This is a genomic window from Pontibacter populi, from assembly GCF_019336435.1.
GTDB classification, from domain to species: domain Bacteria; phylum Bacteroidota; class Bacteroidia; order Cytophagales; family Hymenobacteraceae; genus Pontibacter; species Pontibacter humidus.
The window spans coordinates 36626-51995 of the sequence record NZ_JAHWXQ010000006.1 but is presented as its reverse complement, the minus strand read 5'-3'; the positions used below and the strand labels follow the sequence as shown (position 1 = coordinate 51995).

Sequence of the window (15370 nt, the reverse complement as noted above, 5' to 3'; positions counted from 1 at the left end):
AACTACAAATTTAGTGTATAAATAGTTCAGTTTATAAATGTACTAAAATGTTAGCATCTTTCAAATAGTTACTGATCAAAACCGGCTTCGGAAGTTCATCTATTTTTTCGGAGCCGTAGAGGCCAAGTCTTGTTTCCTGTTCTACTGTGTCTTGTAGCCTGTTGTTCAGCTTTATAAGATAAAATTTAGCTGTTATTTTCTGATGGCTCAGGATGTGTTTATACTCTTTCCAGGGTGTTGTTAAATGCTCCGCCTGTACAGGGATGCCTGCTGCATTCAACTCGTCAAGCAAAGGCTCAGCCAGGAGCTCTTTGGCAGTGCTCTCGTGCAGGTAAAAGTCGTAGAGGCCCTGCCAGATATCGCCTTCCAGTCGCTTGCGCATATAATACTGGCCCTGCCACTCAAAAACCAGGTAGTGGAAGTAGCGTGGCCGCGCCGCTTTGGCTTTCGATTTTACAGGCAGTTCCTGCACCAAGCCGTGCGTAAAAGCAAAACAGGTCTGCTGGAAAGGGCAGAACAGGCAATCAGGCATAACAGGCGTGCACTGTATGGCGCCAAATTCCATAATCGCCTGGTTGTAGGTATCCGGCTCGTTGGCTGGTACCAATTTATCGGCCTGCTCCTGAAAAACTTTGCGGGAAGACGGGGCTGCTATATCTTCAGAAATACCAAACACACGAGAAAGCACTCTGAATACGTTACCATCCAGCACGGCTACCTGTTCTTTAAAGGCAAAAGCAGCAATGGCCGCGGCCGTATAGCTGCCAACTCCCTTTAATTTCAGTAGTTCGCTATAGTTGCCGGGGAAGTTGCCGTTATACTCCTGTACAATTTGTTTGGCCGTATGGTGCATGTTGCGCGCCCTAGAGTAATAGCCAAGTCCCTGCCAGAGTCTTAACACTTCGTCTTCGGGAGCTGCGGCAAGATCCTGTACGGTGGGGTATGTTTCGGTAAATTTCAGGTAATAGGGTAAGCCCTGGTTTACGCGCGTTTGCTGTAGTATAACTTCTGATAACCAGATATGATAAGGGTTGGTGGTGGCGCGCCACGGTAAATTTCTTTTGTTCCGGTTATACCAGCTTATCAGCGTTTGGGAGAAGTAGGTGGGGTTATTAGACATATACAATCAGGGAGCAGGTGGTAAAGTAGAACTGATAAAGTTATAGTTTTGTTCTGATGACTTGGGCAAATCGTGCGTGTTAAAATAACTATAGTTGTGCAACGTGGGCCCGGGAAATTTATATTGTACCTTTGTAACGAACTGAGTAGATGGGCTTAAGAATTAGGAATTTATAGTTAATAATTTAAGCATAAAACTTTTACATCTCGAAAAGTAAAATTACCTTTGTGCCCCGAAAATAACGGACTTGGTGCAATTGCCGCCACTCAATATTGGAAATTTATCATATTTTATAATTCATAAAACTCAAGAAAGTGACTAAAGCAGAAGTAATATCAGAAATTGCTGATAAAACAGGGATTGATAAGGCTGATGTTCAATCTACCATCGAGGCTTTTTTCAAAGTAGTGAAAGACTCAATGGCAGATGGTAACAACATCTACGTGAGAGGTTTTGGAAGCTTTGTAAATAAGAAGCGCGCCAAAAAAGTAGCTCGTAACATCTCTAAAAATACGTCTATTATTATTGATGAGCACTTTATTCCTAGCTTTAAGCCGTCTAAAACCTTCATCGCGAAGATTAAGAACAGCAAAAAGATCAAAGAACTGGCTCATTCTTAATTCTTTCGTATCTTTGCCGTCTGATTTTGCTATTCTTTACTTAACAGCTACTCATTTTTAAACATGACACGCAACCAGATTATATTAGTTATTGTGGCGATTGCCTTAGTGGCAGGTATATTCTTTCTGCCTAAAGTGGTTGTTAATGATGACGATAAAGAAGATCTGGCGAAGAACGATACAGAAACTGCTATGCCGGAAGGCCACTCAGCTGATGATGGCCACGGGCATGGCGAAGAAGCTGCTGCCAGTGCTGACCCGCATGCAACTACTGCAACACCGGAGCAAATGATGGAGCTGGCTACAGTTAGAGCCCGCTACAACAAAGCAACCGACAAGCAGCAGCGCACATTGCTGGCAACAGAACTGGCAGAAGCCTATACAGCAGTAGCTAAATTCGACAGTGCCGGTTATTATTTTGAGACAGTAGCGGAAGCCAGACCAGGCGAACGCATTTTCAAGAAAGCCGGTGATAGTTACTTTAGTGCTTTTACCTACGCCGCTACGCAGGAACGCGCAGCAGAAATGGGAACGAAAGCCCGTACCATGTACGAGAAAGTACTGAAGAACAACCCTGCTGACTTGGATGCAAAAACCAACGTGGCGATGACCTACATTGCAAGCGCAAGCCCAATGCAGGGTATTACCATGCTGCGCGAAGTAATTGCAACTGACCCGGATAATGAGAAGGCGCTTTTTAACTTAGGTATACTTTCTGTGCAGACCAAGCAGTACGATAAAGCGCTTGGCCACTTTGAGAAGCTGGTTGAAGTAAACCCTGATCACGTGGAAGGTAACTTCTACCTGGCTGTATCGCTGGCCGAAACCGGCCAGAACGAACGAGCAAAGACCTTGTTTAACAAGGTAAAAACAATGAAAGATGACCCGGCGCTGGCAGCCTCAGTTGATGAGTACCTGGCCCGACTTAAATAGTATTAAAGAAATTATTCACAAATACAAAACTTCAAGACTATGCCTTGCGGAAAGAAAAGAAAAAGACATAAGATCGCTACACACAAAAGAAAGAAGCGCCTAAGAAAGAACAGACACAAGAAGAAGTAATTTCTTCTGCGTTTTAGGGAGCCCACTTTGCTACCGCACTGTGGGCTTTGGTCTATACATCCACCAAATCTTTGAGAGAAATTGAGTAATGAACTAATTATCAATTCTACTCAGGATGGAGAACGCATTGCGCTATTACAGGACAAACGCCTTGTAGAATACCACTACGAGAAGAAAGATACCAACTATATTGTTGGTGATATCTTTCTGGGTACTGTAAAAAAGGTAATGCCAGGCCTAAATGCTGCCTTTATTGACATTGGTTACCAGAAAGATGCTTTCCTGCATTACCATGACCTGGGTGCCAACATCAAAACACTTAACAAATTTGTTAAGGTAGCACAGACTCAGAAGAACGCGTCGCCTAAACTAAACCAGTTAAAATTTGAGCCTGAAATAGACAAGCTGGGCAAAATAGCTGATGTACTTAAAAAAGGACAGCAGCTGTTAGTGCAGATTGTAAAAGAACCTATTTCTACTAAAGGTCCACGCTTATCCTGTGAGATTTCTCTTGCAGGGCGATATTTGGTACTCGTGCCGTTCTCAAACACGGTAAGTGTATCTAAAAAGATCGTAAGCAAAGATGAGCGCACCCGTTTAAAACGCCTGATCACTTCGATCAAGCCGGAGAACTTTGGGGTGATCATCCGTACAGTGGCCGAAGGGCGTGATGTGGCAGAACTCGACAGAGATATGCGCAACATGCTTACAAACTGGGAAGAGGGGTTTAATACGCTGAAAACAGCGAAACCTTGTGATAAAGTTATAGGTGAGCTTGGCCGTTCTTCTTCCATTTTGAGGGATTTGCTAAACGAAAGTTTTGACAACATAGTAGTGGACGATGTCCAGCTCTATGATGAGATCAGAACATACATCGGAAGTATTGCACCGGATAAGTTAAAGATCCTGAAGCAGTATACCGGCAAAACCAAAACCTTTGAACACTTCCACATCGAAAAACAGCTGAAGGCTGCTTTTGGCAAAACGGTAACGATACCAGGCGGCGGATACCTGGTAATTGAACACACCGAGGCGCTGCATGTAATTGATGTGAACAGTGGGAATAAATCTAATACCGAAACCGATCAGGAGGCCACGGCTCTGAACGTGAACATGATGGCAGCCCGCGAAGTGGCACGCCAGTTACGTCTCCGGGATATAGGTGGTATCATTGTAATTGACTTCATTGATATGAAGTCGCCGGAAAACCGCCAGAAAGTATTTGAGGTTGTAAAAGAAGAACTAAGAACAGACCGTTCCAAGTCTACAGTTCTGCCAATCTCTAAATTCGGCCTGATGCAGATAACGCGTCAGCGTGTGAGGCCGGAGCAAAATATTATAACCGGTGAAGTTTGCCCAACCTGCGGCGGCACCGGAAAAATAACAGCCAGTATACTGGTTACCGATGAAATTGAAGCAGCTGTAGACGACCTGCTAGTAAGCCACAACCAGAAGGGCCTGACCATTTATGTGCATCCTTTTGTGTATGATTATTACACAAAAGGCATCGTATCAAAGCAAATGAAATGGTTCTTTAAATACTTCAGGTGGGTGAGCTTGGTAAAAGATACTTCGTTAGGCATTACAGACTTTAAAGTAATGGATGACCGTGGCGAAGATATTGAATTGCGCACTGCCTTCGCAGAGGAACTGGAAGTGCCGGAAAAAGAAGATTAATTTATAAGTAAAAGAGCCGCCCCGAACAATTCGGGGCGGCTCTTTTGCTTTATAGTTCGGCAACTATAACTATAGGTTAGAACTTCACCCCTACATCTATAGATACCCCGTTGTTCTTAAGCGAAATGTTTTTATCGCCCAGCTTATCGCTATAGTACTTGTTATCTATGTCAGACAAGCCACGGTGGTAGGTTAAGCCGGCAAATAGCTTGGTGCTTTCGCCAAACTGAAATTCGGTACCGCCACCCAACATTACATCAGCCTCAAAAATATTAAAGCGTTTCGCTGTTTTCTCGCTGTCGATTACTTTCTTGTCGTTTACTTTGGCAGCCACTTTGGTGTTAAGCGAGCCTCCCACCTGGAAATATAAAATAGTAGCAGGCGCAATTTCGTTCGTGAAGAGCTTAAGAGTTAGCGGCAATTCTATGTACTGCACAGCAATGTCGTCTTTGCCGGCTATAGTTGTAGTTGTGCCGTCGCTTTCGGATCGGGTATAGTTGTAGCTTATTTCGCTGCCTTTGCTGCGATAAACCAGACCGGTGCTGAAGGCATAATTCTGAGCGAAAAAGTAATCAGCGATAACACCCACGCCTAGGCGCAGGTTGTTGTTCTCTTTTTCAAAGTTATACTTGTCTTCAGCAATAAACCGGTTGCTCGATATGGTAGGTGAAACCATCAGTCCGATCTCGATCTGTGCAGAAGCACCGTAGCCAAAACCTAGAAGGAGCAATAAAAGTGTTAGTTTCTTCATTTGAATAAGTGTTTGTAATATTCGTGTTACCTTAGTACGTAGGAACCTGCTATTTTTGTACAAAAATAAACAGTTATGTCATATAGATTAGTATATATAGCTATAGTTCTTTTTTTAGCCAGCTGTAGTAAGAAAGGTTGCGACTTACCTAAAGAGATTGAACGCATACCGGTTGATGTAAAAATTGACCGGCTGGAGAAAGAATTTTTCGCGCTTGATAACAAAGAACAGGTAAGAAGTTTCCTGAAAGAGCAGCCGCTTTTTGCTGATAAGTTCCTGCAGCAGAACCAGTACCCACACGATTCCATTCTTGTAAACTCATTATATGGCATGGCCACCAACCCGTCGCTGGACTCTCTGGCGCAGCAGGCTATAGAAAAGTTTGGGGATATGGGGGAAGAAAAGAAGCAGCTGGAAACTGCCTTTAAAGTAATTAAATTTTATTACCCCGATTTTGTAGTACCTGAAGTAAAGACCTTTGTTTCGGGTCTGGGTCAGGATCTGTTGGTATCGGATAGCTTGATGGTTTTCGGGATAGATTATTTTATTGGCAAAGATGCTTTGTACCGCCCGGATACGTACGAATACATTTTAAAACGTTACGAGCGCCCCAACATGGTGCCGGCTGCTTTGCTTTTGCTCTCTAATAAATTCAATAAGGCCGATTTCTTAGACAGATCGATGCTTTCTGAAATGATAAATGCAGGCAAGGCGTATTACTTTGTACAAACTGTAATGCCCTGCACCCCGGATTCGACTATAATTGGCTATAGCGGGCAGCAATTGGCAGATGTGCACCATAACGAAGGGCGCATCTGGGCACACTTTATAGAGAAGAGCATGCTGTATGAAAAGAACCCTTTCAAGGTGCAAAAGTATATTGGTGAGCGCCCTAACACCCCCGAAATTGACAGCACTGCTCCTGGCCGTTTAGGTACTTGGGTTGGTTGGCAGATCGTGCGCCAGTATATGGAGCGTAACCCCAAGGTAACACTGCCGGAGCTTATGGCTGATACAGACTTTAAAAAGATATTCGCCGAATCGAAATATAAACCTGAGAAGCGCTAACTGCTTTACCTGCTCCATTGATGCACGTCACCATTTTACACCAGCACCACGCCAGCCCGGATTGCCCGGCTACTTGCAGGCAATATTCTTTTATGGAGAAGCTGGCCCGGCGGCACAAAATAACGCTGGTAGCCACCAATGCCTGGCGTAAGCTGCTCGTAACGCAAAACTATAGTTGGGTACCGGAAGGAGTGGAGCTGAAAGAATGTACCGTAGCGTATGCCAATAAAATGGGCGTGGTGCTGCGAATGCTATCGTTTGTTGGATTTGCTGCCTGTGCATTTTATAAACTGATGCGCCTGAAAAAGCCGGATATCCTATGGGCGGTTTCGGTGCCTTTGTCGGTGCCATTTGTAGTAGCGCAGGTTGCCAGGCTACGCAACGTGCCCTGGGTCTTTGAAGTGCAGGATCTTTGGCCGAGTTTCCCGGTTGAGATGGGAGCCGTGAAGTATAAATGGATGCAGCGCCTGCTTTTTAAAATGGAATATAGCCTATACAAAAGTGCGGCATACATCATTACCCTCTCCCCGGACATGACAGCTTATGTAGTGGCGAAAGGAATAGATCCGGCAAAAGTTACCACTATACTGAACGGAACCGACATTGAGAAAGCGGAGGCTGTAACCGAAGCTGATGTTGAGGAGCACCGGGCAAACTATAAGCTACAAGGCAAACAGGTCGTTTTGTATGCAGGTACTTATGGCCGCGCTAATGATATGCCAACTATAATGCAGGCTGTAGAGTTGCTGGCAAATGACCCGGCTATAGTCTTTATATTAACCGGAACAGGCTATTATGAGTCTCAACTTCATGAACTGGCGCAGCGCGTACCTAATTTGCTGTTGCTGCCACCCCAATCCCGCGACCAGGTATTTGGCTTGTTTAAGTTAGCTGACCTGTCGTTGGTTACGTTTAATGATCTGCCTGTGCTGCAGTCTAATTCCCCGGCCAAGTTTTATGACAGCCTTGCCTGCGGTACACCCGTTATAGTTACCAACCCCGGCTGGACAAAAGCTTTTGTGGAGAACTATAGTTGTGGTTGGTACTCGCCGGCAGAAGAACCCACCAAGCTCGCTCAAACTATAAAACAGGTGTTAGATAACCCGGAAGCCCTACAAAAGGCCGGGTGTAATGGGGTAACTATAGCAAGAGAACTTTTTGACAGAAGGGAATTGGTAAAAGAGGTAGAAGCCATACTTGAAAATGTAGCAAAACGATAGTTTTACTTCGCCAGCATCTCCCTGAATGATTCTTTCCCGACCGGCAATCGCTTTAAATTGTTGATGAGTTGTAAGGCTCTGTCGATGCGGAGTTGGCTGTTTTTAACGCCAGCTACATAATACAGGATATAGCGTTGTTTGCCGGGTGGCAGCAGATCAAATCGGCGTTTGCCTTCCTCATCCTGGTTAAAGATTTCGGTTAACTCCTCCGGTAACTCCATTCCGAATTCACTTTCGTCGGGTTCCAGCTTTACCCGTGCTTCATCGCCACGCTGCAGGCCCAACTGTTTTAGCCGGATGTTATTGATGCTGATATAGCCGCTGCCTCCGCCCAAAGCTACTAACCCTCCCTGAAAAGTAAGTTTATCATTTATAGTACACAGCACGCGAACTTTAAATTTGCCTCCCAACTGCTCTAACACTTCGGCAGGTACCTCAATGTAATGGCCGGGCAGGTGTGGCAGCTTGTTGATGCAGGTTTTATAGTTTATAGTTGGGTGCATAAGGTTATGCGGCAGGAGCTATAGTTTGATGATCTGATGCACTATAGTTTATAGTTTCACGGTTACGGTCGGCCCAGTATGCCCAGATAATAAGCAGCCACTGCATTTGCCCTCCCCATGCTACGGCCTCCATACTTGGCGGCACCGGTCCGAACAGGTTCATGAAATAGATAACAACCAGGAATACCACCAGTGCCCAGAAACTATAGTTGCCGGTCTTGTTCTTTGCTCTTGTTGCTCTCAGGTACAGCCACAGCCCAACTATAAACAGCAGGCCTTCCACAGCTATAGTTGCTATAGTTGATGTCCAGAGTCCCAGCCCAAGCATAGGCGAATCGCCGGGGTAGAGCGGAAGATCCGGCACGTGAACTATAAGATCTAAAAGCCAATGGCTGACAACCAGCAAACCCAGCACAACTGCCGAGCGTGAGTCTTTTTTAATAAGCCAATACACCAGCCCAAACAGCAAGCCCCAGCCTAGCACCAGCAGAAAACTATGCGAGATTGGGTAGTGGGTAAACTTAAGCGGTACCAGCACACCCGGCTCTGGCGCAATCTGTGCCTGCTCCAGGTTTAGCAGCAACAGCGTAGGCCAGAGCAGATCGAGGAGCTGCGCAGCCAGGAATAAAGTGCCAAGTGATGGTTTTGGCGCTGCGGCCTTACCTGCCAGACCAACAGCAAAATGACCTAGGAACATGGGAATAGGGTTGTAGTTTTAGGTAGATAATTTAAGAAGCCGGATTGAAAGTGTATCCTAAGATTTCTTATTTAATTTTTTGAAGTCTGTGATATATCATGTTCAGTTTTGATAGAAATTCTTGAGTATCTAAGAAATAACTAGGATAAGCTTTCCTTAATGAATCAATAGAACCTGTGGATACCAAAACAGCCTGAATAGGAGCCCCTTTGTTAATCTCCTTCTCAATATTTGTATAATCGATATTCGCTCGTCTCAACTGACGTGCTGAGTAACTTTTAACATTTACAACCCTTTTCTCTAAGTTAAGTGTAATCAAGTTATACTTACTATTTGCTTGAGATTGAAATATATGATCAGCAGCAACTGTGAATGCTCTAAGTTTTTCACTAACATTTAATTTTTTTGACTCATCAACAATCTTTTGAAAGATATCTTTAGGAGCAAGATCTTTATAGTTTTCAGATGTCGGGCATTTTTCAAGAATTGCAAAGCCTGCACTAACAAGAGAAAAGTAATCAAGCCAGTTTACAGGCCCTTGACTTGATTTAAGAGAATATTTAAGAAATGTTCCCATAGTCTCAACCGCTGTAGCCCAAGTATGCTGTAATTTTGTTCTTATTTGGAGCTCAACTCTTAAACCATTTGATTCATGGTTCTTTTCATTTACATACTGGTAAATTAAATGAATGCCTCTATATCCAGATGGTGCTGGGTCGAGTATGTAATCTTTATCATCTTTAAGTAAATGCTTAAAGTTACTCTCTCTATAGTTCTTCTCTAGAGTTCTTACTTGATCGACATTCTTTACAATAGCTCTCAATCCTGCAATGTCTTGCATAGTTGAGAGTTTCATGTTAGGGAATCTATCTAGTTTTGCGACTATAGAAACTGCTCTTTTAAGTCTCTGGGCAATTAATGCATCATAGTAGTCTAGCCTATTAATTTTATCTCTTAGAGTAGCTTGAAATGTATTTATAGGAGATGCATGAATTGTTCGCCAATATGTTAAAACAGTTTGAGCAAAGTCTAGCTCATCCAGCGAGTATTTTTGAGGTTCAGTAAGTATCTTGCCAGCAAGTTTCACTTCATTATTAGTGTATAGTCTGCTCATTTTAAGATACTTTCCTTAAATTGTTTGTAGGTTAATTAAAATATAAATACAAGATACAATATAGCAAAAACTATATACTAACAAAAAAAAGCCCGCCGCAACTATAGTTACAGCAGGCTTTTATATTTTATAAAATCAGCTTCTTAGATCCCACCGAGCTTATTCTCCGGGTCATCTGGTATATTGGGGAAGTTCTTCTGGAAGAAGGCGCAGAAATGAGTGAGAGGGCACTCTTCGCATTTAGGGCGGCGGGCGATGCAGATATAGCGACCATGCAGAATAAGCCAGTGGTGTGCTTTGGCAATCAGTTCTTCCGGCAGGTTACTCACCAGCTCGCGTTCAACTTCAAGTGGCGTTTTCGCTTTTTTATCTACTAACCCCAGGCGTTTGCTTACCCGGAACACGTGAGTATCTACGGCCATGGCCGGCTGGTTCCAGATAACCGAAACAATGACGTTGGCTGTTTTGCGACCTACGCCCGGTAGTTTTACCAATTCTTCCACAGTGCTGGGCACTTCGGAGTTAAACTGTTCCACCAGCATGCGGCCCAAACCTGCCAGGTGCTTTGCCTTGTTGTTCGGGTACGATATACTCCTGATGTACTCAAATATCTCTTCCGGTGCGGCGGCAGCTAAGGCTTCCGGCGTAGGATAAGCTTCGAAAAGGGCAGGCGTCACCATATTTACGCGCTTGTCGGTGCATTGCGCGCTCAGCACAACAGCCAGTATAAGCTCGTAGGGGTTGGTATAAGCCAGTTCGGTCTCAGGCTCCGGAAAGTTATTCGTGAAATAATCGATCAGGAGCTTGTAGCGTTCTTTTTTGCGCATAAAAAAAGTTTGCAGTCTTTACGACTGCAAACTTAAGCTTTTTGAGTAATTCAGGATGTTATTTATGGAGCGGTCACTCGGAGTTTTCGTAGCGCCGTCTAATAGTCTTTGGATCAGCAAGAGGTCGGAGCAGTCGTCAGCCAGCTCGTTATCGTGCATTAATGCTATCTCCAGCTGTTCCCGGGCATCGTCTGCCAACTCATTGTATACATACTGGATAAGCTCATTCTGAGTAGATGTTTTTATCATAAGCAATATTACCGTTTAGCATCTTCTTCCTGAGATTAATAAGCGCATAGCGCATACGTCCCAGGGCTGTGTTGATGCTCACACCGGTAGCGTCTGCTATCTCCTGAAAGCTCATGTCGGCGTAATGGCGCATCATAAGCACTTCGCGCTGCGTTTGCGGCAGCGTTTGGATCAGCTCGCGCAGGCGGGCAACGGTGTCTTCCTGTATCTGCAACGACTCAGCAGAGTCGGCGGCAAATGCAAGCGTGTTAAACACATTGCTTCCGTCTTCCAGCGTGATCATCGGGCTTCGCTTCTCTTTCCTGAAAAAGTCGATTGCCAGGTTATGGGCAATACGGCAGATCCAGGACGAAAACTTGCCTTCTTCGTTATACCGTCCGCTCTTCATGGTGTGGATCGCTTTAATAAAAGCATCCTGCATCAGGTCTTCGGCCGTGTACGTGTCTTTAACGATCAAAACGATCGTTGTAAATACTTTGTTCTTGTGTCGGTTTACTAACTGTTCGAACGCATTCTCATTACCTGAGATGTAGAGCGAGACTAAAGCAGAGTCGCTCATCTGGGTAGTTGTATTCATCGTAAAGCTACATTAGTTTAACGTAGAGCTTTATATCATATTGTGCGTTTTAAGGTTTTTGAACAGTTTTATTTAAGAATGGTAAATCAAATATATGTAATGCTTTTTGTTTGTGCAACAGGTGTAGAAGCATAAGCAATAAAAAACTTATCCTGCGTTACCTGAGGTGCTCCTTTGTAAACAAAGGCATCAGATTTTTTGTAAAGATGTATACGTTGGTATAGTATAAAAGAGTATACTTTTAATTTAATTTATTTTTCCACATATAGTAACTTGCTGTATATTAATATATTAAATTTCAGATAATCTATAAAAGAGGACTATAGCGAGCTGTATTTCTTAATTGGTAGACGTATAAAAAAAGCCTGTAAAGCTGCAATTATAGTTACAGCTTTACAGGCTTTTCAGGTCCTGAAATTCTTCCTACAAATCTAAATTGCCTGGTAGTCCATCAACCCTAAGCGCATCTGGAAAACCTGGGCAATGCTTAATGCTTTCTGTTTGGTCTCTTCTGCTTTTGCCCCTTCATATAGTTCGTCAACGGTTTTTACAAACAGCTCTATCCAGCGGGTGAAATGCTCTTTTGCTATAGGCAGGCGCATGTGTTTCGGGAAGGGCTGCCCTTTGTAGGTCATGCTCCCAAAAAGGACCGTGCTCCAGAAGTTATACATTACCGGCAGGTGATGATCCCAGTCAATTTTTGCAAAGTCGTTAAATACAGGGCCAAGCAGGTCGTCTTCGTTTACGTGGTCATAAAACGTATCAACCAACACCTTTATATCATCTTCGTTTTCTATGTCCCGCTTCATTGCAGCTCGTTTCTCAGTCAATACTTTTCTACGATGCAAGTATAGGGTATAAGCTGTGGCTATAAAATGACATTAGTCAGTATCAGTATATTAGTAGGGTATAGTTTACTTTTTGTCATTCCGACGTTAGGGGAAATTTGAGTTCTATAGTTGATTATAATTGCAACCCGAGCCAAGCCTTCCTTTCAAATTTACTTTAATCCTGGGAGCTTTACTTGCCAACCGTTTTATGGTTGACTTTGGTGCCCTCACGGCCGGGAGGCCCCGTCTTCGGGCATCGCGCGGTGTACATTTCTTTTGTTCGTGCCTCACAATACCTTCGGTACCAGAAATCTACAAGGCGCTCAACCCAAAGACTGAGAAGTTTCGCATAGCTAAGCTTATCTATAATCTGAATTGGTAAGCTTCGAGCTTTATCGTGGCCAGAATTCCAAGGGGACAGGTGAACCTGTCCTGCTCGTGGGCTGGAACAATAAAACTATAGTTTAGAAATTGGTGATAGCAGAAAGTCCCCCTTTGAAGGGGGTAGGGGGATGACAAACAGTAACTATAGAACTTTAGCTACCAATTATAGCCTTTACAGAAATTCCCCTCTTGGGAGGGGCAGGGGTGGGTTAATACCGCAACTTTGAATTATAACTCCAACTATAGCGGTAGCCTAAAGCTCCCCGCCTTAGACAAGGAGGGGATAAAGGGGTGGTTGGACCACGCTGACTATAGAACTATAACTTCAACTATAGCAAAAGACCAATCCATTAATCCCTTAAATCCAGATACTGACAAAACTTCCTCTCCTGTTTTTAGGATAGGGATGGGATGGGTAATTCTCCTCTCAGGAAGGATAAGTTAAAACGTCAACTATAAAACAACAAAAAACCTTCGCCGGATTTATCTCTGGCGAAGGTTTTCTAAAGTATTCGGTATGTAAAGTTTTATCCTCTGTCGTATCTTTTTAAACGGTTCAGTATAAGTAAAATGCGGCGGTTAATCTCACGTTCTTCCACTGGTTTGCACTGCGCCGAAATATCGCATGGCTTCTGCAGTTTTTGTTCCAGGGCTTTCAGGTGGTCCAGGTAGCACTCTAAGGTAGTGCACGAAACGTTTTTTAATGAGTCTTCCTGGGTGTCAGCTATGCCGTTCTTTAAATTTATAGCTTTGGCAATTTCTGCATTTATCAGCTTAGTTACGTCTGTACTTGTCGTAATTTCCTGCTGGTACACCTTCTTCTCAATGTTTCCCAATAAATTTTTGATGTCCAGTAATTCCATAGTGTCAATATCTAATAGTAAAAAATATTTAAAGCGTATGCGCTCTCGTTCCATAAGGTACAAGACCGGAGCATACTAATTAAACCGTAAAGGCAATGTTTATAATAAGATAACTTGCGTGCGCTAATCGTTACACAACTATAACAGAAATGCAGTGCAGGCGCACATATCGAAGGACAGCCGGGATTTGCTGAGGAAAAAATACCCCGTCCTCTAAAAAGTTATACTTCTAAGATAACTACTGTGTTGCAGTAATGTTGATAAAAAATTGATACTTCGAGTGTATTTATTGTAAAATACTGAAAATCAAACAAGTATATTTAAGGTATGTTTTTTAAGCTATTTTAGGTATTATTGAGCATTTCAACTTAAGTTTAAATTTGATTGTTGGAGGTAAAAAACTATAACCTGCAGTTAAAACAATTATCCTGCTGCTTACCTTTGTGGCTTGCCGGGCATATGCAACCATAGGGCTGGGTATAGTGCAATGGTTTTACAAACTATAGAATGAACGATAAGAAGGGAGCAGGAACTATAAAACACGACCCATATGCCGTGCTCAGGTTACCTGAGTTCAGGTTGTATATTTCGGCGCGTTTATGCATTACGCTGGCCATGCAGATACAGGCTGTTATAGTTGGCTGGCAGATTTACGACATCACCAAAGACCCGCTTTCGCTTGGGCTTATTGGGTTAGCTGAGGCTATACCATCCATAGTTGTATCGTTATATGCGGGTTATCTGGCCGATATGGTGCCACGTAAGAAGATCATTATGGTCGTGATATCGATGCTGATGTTGTGCTCCGTGGCGCTGCTTTACTTTACATTGGATATAAGCCATGTGATCATGTTGTATGGCGTACTTCCGATTTACGTTATCATTTTTGTGAGCGGTATTGCGCGCGGCTTTATGAACCCTGCTGTGTTTTCGTTTATGCCGCAGCTGGTAACAGGCAAGCAACTATACGCGAATGCTATTACCTGGAGCAGTACAACCTGGCAGGCAGCCTCGTTGGTTGGTCCGGCCATTGGCGGTCTGGTGTATGGTTTTTATGGCATTACAGCCGCTTATGCTACCGATGCTATTCTGGTATTTCTGTCGCTGGTGTCGTTTGCGCTGATCAGGGCTAAGCCGTTGCCGGAAAATATTAATCCGCAGAACTTGAAGGAAAGCTTGCGCACAGGTATAAAGTTCGTGTTTGGAAACCAGGTTATACTCAATGCTATTTCGCTGGATATGTTTGCTGTGCTGTTTGGCGGGGCTGTAGCATTGCTTCCGGTTTTTGCTTCAGATATTCTAAAGATCGGGCCCGAAGGATTGGGCTTCCTGCGTGCAGCGCCGGCGGTAGGCTCCGTAATCATGGCCGTTTGGATGGCTTATTACCCGATAACTGTGCAGGCTGGTAAAAAGATGCTATGGTGTGTAGCAGGTTTTGGCGTGAGTCTGATCTTGTTCGGGTTCTCTACCAGCTTCTGGTTTTCGCTTGTCATGCTTATGCTAAGCGGTGCTTTCGATAGCATTAGTGTTATCATCCGTTCTACGCTCATCCATACGCTCACTCCCGAGTACATGAAAGGCCGTGTATCGTCGGTTAACAGTATTTTTGTGGGTTCGTCGAACGAGATCGGGGCATTCAGGGCGGGTGCTATGGCCAGCTGGCTGGGCGCAGTGCCGTCGGTAGTGCTGGGTGGTATGATTACCTTAGGTGTGGTAGGCGTTACCGCATGGAAAGCAGACAAACTCAGAACCCTGGACCTGGAACCACAAACGGCCTGAGTGTAACTATAAAATATCAACTATAAACA

16 protein-coding genes are annotated in these 15370 nt (G+C 43.9%); 6 read left to right on the top strand and 10 right to left on the bottom strand.

The genetic code is table 11. From position 1 onward, the window contains the following. Window positions 1–31: 31 nt before the first annotated feature. Window positions 32–1120 (bottom strand): A/G-specific adenine glycosylase, encoded by a 1089-nt coding sequence (gene mutY, locus KYK27_RS16720; protein WP_199111452.1) that lies wholly within the window; start codon window positions 1118–1120, stop codon window positions 32–34. Between the two features lie 314 nt (window positions 1121–1434). Between mutY and KYK27_RS16715 the strand changes: the two genes are divergently transcribed. The 3 genes from KYK27_RS16715 (at window position 1435) to KYK27_RS16705 (ending at window position 4479) form a co-directional block, all read left to right on the top strand. Further along, window positions 1435–1740, top strand: coding sequence for an HU family DNA-binding protein (locus KYK27_RS16715; RefSeq protein ID WP_007655567.1), 306 nt, complete (start codon window positions 1435–1437; stop codon window positions 1738–1740). Window positions 1741–1803: 63 nt separating this feature from the next. After that, window positions 1804–2673, top strand: coding sequence for a tetratricopeptide repeat protein (locus KYK27_RS16710; RefSeq protein ID WP_199111451.1), 870 nt, complete (start codon window positions 1804–1806; stop codon window positions 2671–2673). Between the two features lie 210 nt (window positions 2674–2883). Continuing rightward, the gene (locus KYK27_RS16705; protein WP_199111450.1) at window positions 2884–4479 is read left to right on the top strand and encodes a ribonuclease E/G; all 1596 of its coding nucleotides are present in this window, start codon (window positions 2884–2886) and stop codon (window positions 4477–4479) included. A gap of 76 nt (window positions 4480–4555) precedes the next feature. On the opposite strand, the gene KYK27_RS16700 is transcribed toward KYK27_RS16705, so the two are convergent. Beyond that, entirely contained in the window at window positions 4556–5230 is a 675-nt protein-coding gene (locus tag KYK27_RS16700) for a porin family protein (RefSeq protein WP_233150497.1), read from the bottom strand. A 75-nt stretch (window positions 5231–5305) separates the two neighbouring features. Here KYK27_RS16700 and gldB point away from each other — a divergent pair, with 75 nt between their 5' ends. Beyond that, complete coding sequence (gene gldB, locus KYK27_RS16695) at window positions 5306–6298, top strand: gliding motility lipoprotein GldB (RefSeq protein WP_199111449.1); 993 nt, start codon at window positions 5306–5308, stop codon at window positions 6296–6298. A gap of 20 nt (window positions 6299–6318) precedes the next feature. Beyond that, window positions 6319–7518 carry a glycosyltransferase family 4 protein gene (locus KYK27_RS16690; RefSeq protein ID WP_199111448.1) on the top strand — a complete coding sequence of 400 codons (1200 nt, stop codon included), beginning with the start codon at window positions 6319–6321 and terminating at the stop codon, window positions 7516–7518. A 2-nt stretch (window positions 7519–7520) separates the two neighbouring features. Here the strand turns inward: KYK27_RS16690 and KYK27_RS16685 are convergent, their stop codons facing one another. From KYK27_RS16685 to KYK27_RS16650, 8 genes are all read right to left on the bottom strand, one after another. After that, the gene (locus KYK27_RS16685) at window positions 7521–8021 is read right to left on the bottom strand and encodes a DUF1905 domain-containing protein (RefSeq protein ID WP_199111447.1); all 501 of its coding nucleotides are present in this window, start codon (window positions 8019–8021) and stop codon (window positions 7521–7523) included. Between the two features lie 4 nt (window positions 8022–8025). Continuing rightward, window positions 8026–8718, bottom strand: coding sequence for a metal-dependent hydrolase (locus tag KYK27_RS16680; protein ID WP_199111446.1), 693 nt, complete (start codon window positions 8716–8718; stop codon window positions 8026–8028). A 67-nt stretch (window positions 8719–8785) separates the two neighbouring features. Next, the gene (locus KYK27_RS16675; RefSeq protein WP_199111445.1) at window positions 8786–9832 is read right to left on the bottom strand and encodes a RelA/SpoT domain-containing protein; all 1047 of its coding nucleotides are present in this window, start codon (window positions 9830–9832) and stop codon (window positions 8786–8788) included. Window positions 9833–9975: 143 nt separating this feature from the next. Next, the gene (gene nth, locus KYK27_RS16670) at window positions 9976–10659 is read right to left on the bottom strand and encodes an endonuclease III (protein WP_187033989.1); all 684 of its coding nucleotides are present in this window, start codon (window positions 10657–10659) and stop codon (window positions 9976–9978) included. An 18-nt stretch (window positions 10660–10677) separates the two neighbouring features. Continuing rightward, window positions 10678–10908, bottom strand: a complete 231-nt coding sequence (locus KYK27_RS16665) for a hypothetical protein (RefSeq protein WP_199111444.1) — start codon at window positions 10906–10908, stop codon at window positions 10678–10680. Further along, window positions 10883–11485: an RNA polymerase sigma factor gene (locus KYK27_RS16660; RefSeq protein WP_162344737.1), complete on the bottom strand. Its 603-nt coding sequence runs from the start codon at window positions 11483–11485 to the stop codon at window positions 10883–10885. Before KYK27_RS16660 ends, KYK27_RS16665 begins: the two co-directional genes overlap by 26 nt. Before the next feature lie 431 nt (window positions 11486–11916). Continuing rightward, entirely contained in the window at window positions 11917–12294 is a 378-nt protein-coding gene (locus KYK27_RS16655) for a group III truncated hemoglobin (protein ID WP_199111443.1), read from the bottom strand. Window positions 12295–13226: 932 nt separating this feature from the next. Next, window positions 13227–13562, bottom strand: coding sequence for a hypothetical protein (locus tag KYK27_RS16650; RefSeq protein ID WP_199111442.1), 336 nt, complete (start codon window positions 13560–13562; stop codon window positions 13227–13229). Between the two features lie 507 nt (window positions 13563–14069). Between KYK27_RS16650 and KYK27_RS16645 the strand changes: the two genes are divergently transcribed. Beyond that, the gene (locus KYK27_RS16645) at window positions 14070–15341 is read left to right on the top strand and encodes an MFS transporter (protein ID WP_199111441.1); all 1272 of its coding nucleotides are present in this window, start codon (window positions 14070–14072) and stop codon (window positions 15339–15341) included. The last annotated feature ends 29 nt before the right edge of the window (window positions 15342–15370 follow it).

What these genes read in the sequence shown, in the direction of transcription:
- mutY (WP_199111452.1), bottom strand. Translation starts at nt 1,120, where the DNA reads ATGTCTAATAACCCCACCTACTTCTCCCAAACGCTGATAAGCTGGTAT.
- KYK27_RS16710 (WP_199111451.1), top strand. Translation starts at nt 1,804, where the DNA reads ATGACACGCAACCAGATTATATTAGTTATTGTGGCGATTGCCTTAGTG.
- KYK27_RS16700 (WP_233150497.1), bottom strand. Translation starts at nt 5,230, where the DNA reads ATGAAGAAACTAACACTTTTATTGCTCCTTCTAGGTTTTGGCTACGGT.
- gldB (WP_199111449.1), top strand. Translation starts at nt 5,306, where the DNA reads ATGTCATATAGATTAGTATATATAGCTATAGTTCTTTTTTTAGCCAGC.
- KYK27_RS16690 (WP_199111448.1), top strand. Translation starts at nt 6,319, where the DNA reads ATGCACGTCACCATTTTACACCAGCACCACGCCAGCCCGGATTGCCCG.
- KYK27_RS16685 (WP_199111447.1), bottom strand. Translation starts at nt 8,021, where the DNA reads ATGCACCCAACTATAAACTATAAAACCTGCATCAACAAGCTGCCACAC.
- KYK27_RS16680 (WP_199111446.1), bottom strand. Translation starts at nt 8,718, where the DNA reads ATGTTCCTAGGTCATTTTGCTGTTGGTCTGGCAGGTAAGGCCGCAGCG.
- KYK27_RS16675 (WP_199111445.1), bottom strand. Translation starts at nt 9,832, where the DNA reads ATGAGCAGACTATACACTAATAATGAAGTGAAACTTGCTGGCAAGATA.
- nth (WP_187033989.1), bottom strand. Translation starts at nt 10,659, where the DNA reads ATGCGCAAAAAAGAACGCTACAAGCTCCTGATCGATTATTTCACGAAT.
- KYK27_RS16665 (WP_199111444.1), bottom strand. Translation starts at nt 10,908, where the DNA reads ATGATAAAAACATCTACTCAGAATGAGCTTATCCAGTATGTATACAAT.
- KYK27_RS16660 (WP_162344737.1), bottom strand. Translation starts at nt 11,485, where the DNA reads ATGAATACAACTACCCAGATGAGCGACTCTGCTTTAGTCTCGCTCTAC.
- KYK27_RS16655 (WP_199111443.1), bottom strand. Translation starts at nt 12,294, where the DNA reads ATGAAGCGGGACATAGAAAACGAAGATGATATAAAGGTGTTGGTTGAT.
- KYK27_RS16650 (WP_199111442.1), bottom strand. Translation starts at nt 13,562, where the DNA reads ATGGAATTACTGGACATCAAAAATTTATTGGGAAACATTGAGAAGAAG.
- KYK27_RS16645 (WP_199111441.1), top strand. Translation starts at nt 14,070, where the DNA reads ATGAACGATAAGAAGGGAGCAGGAACTATAAAACACGACCCATATGCC.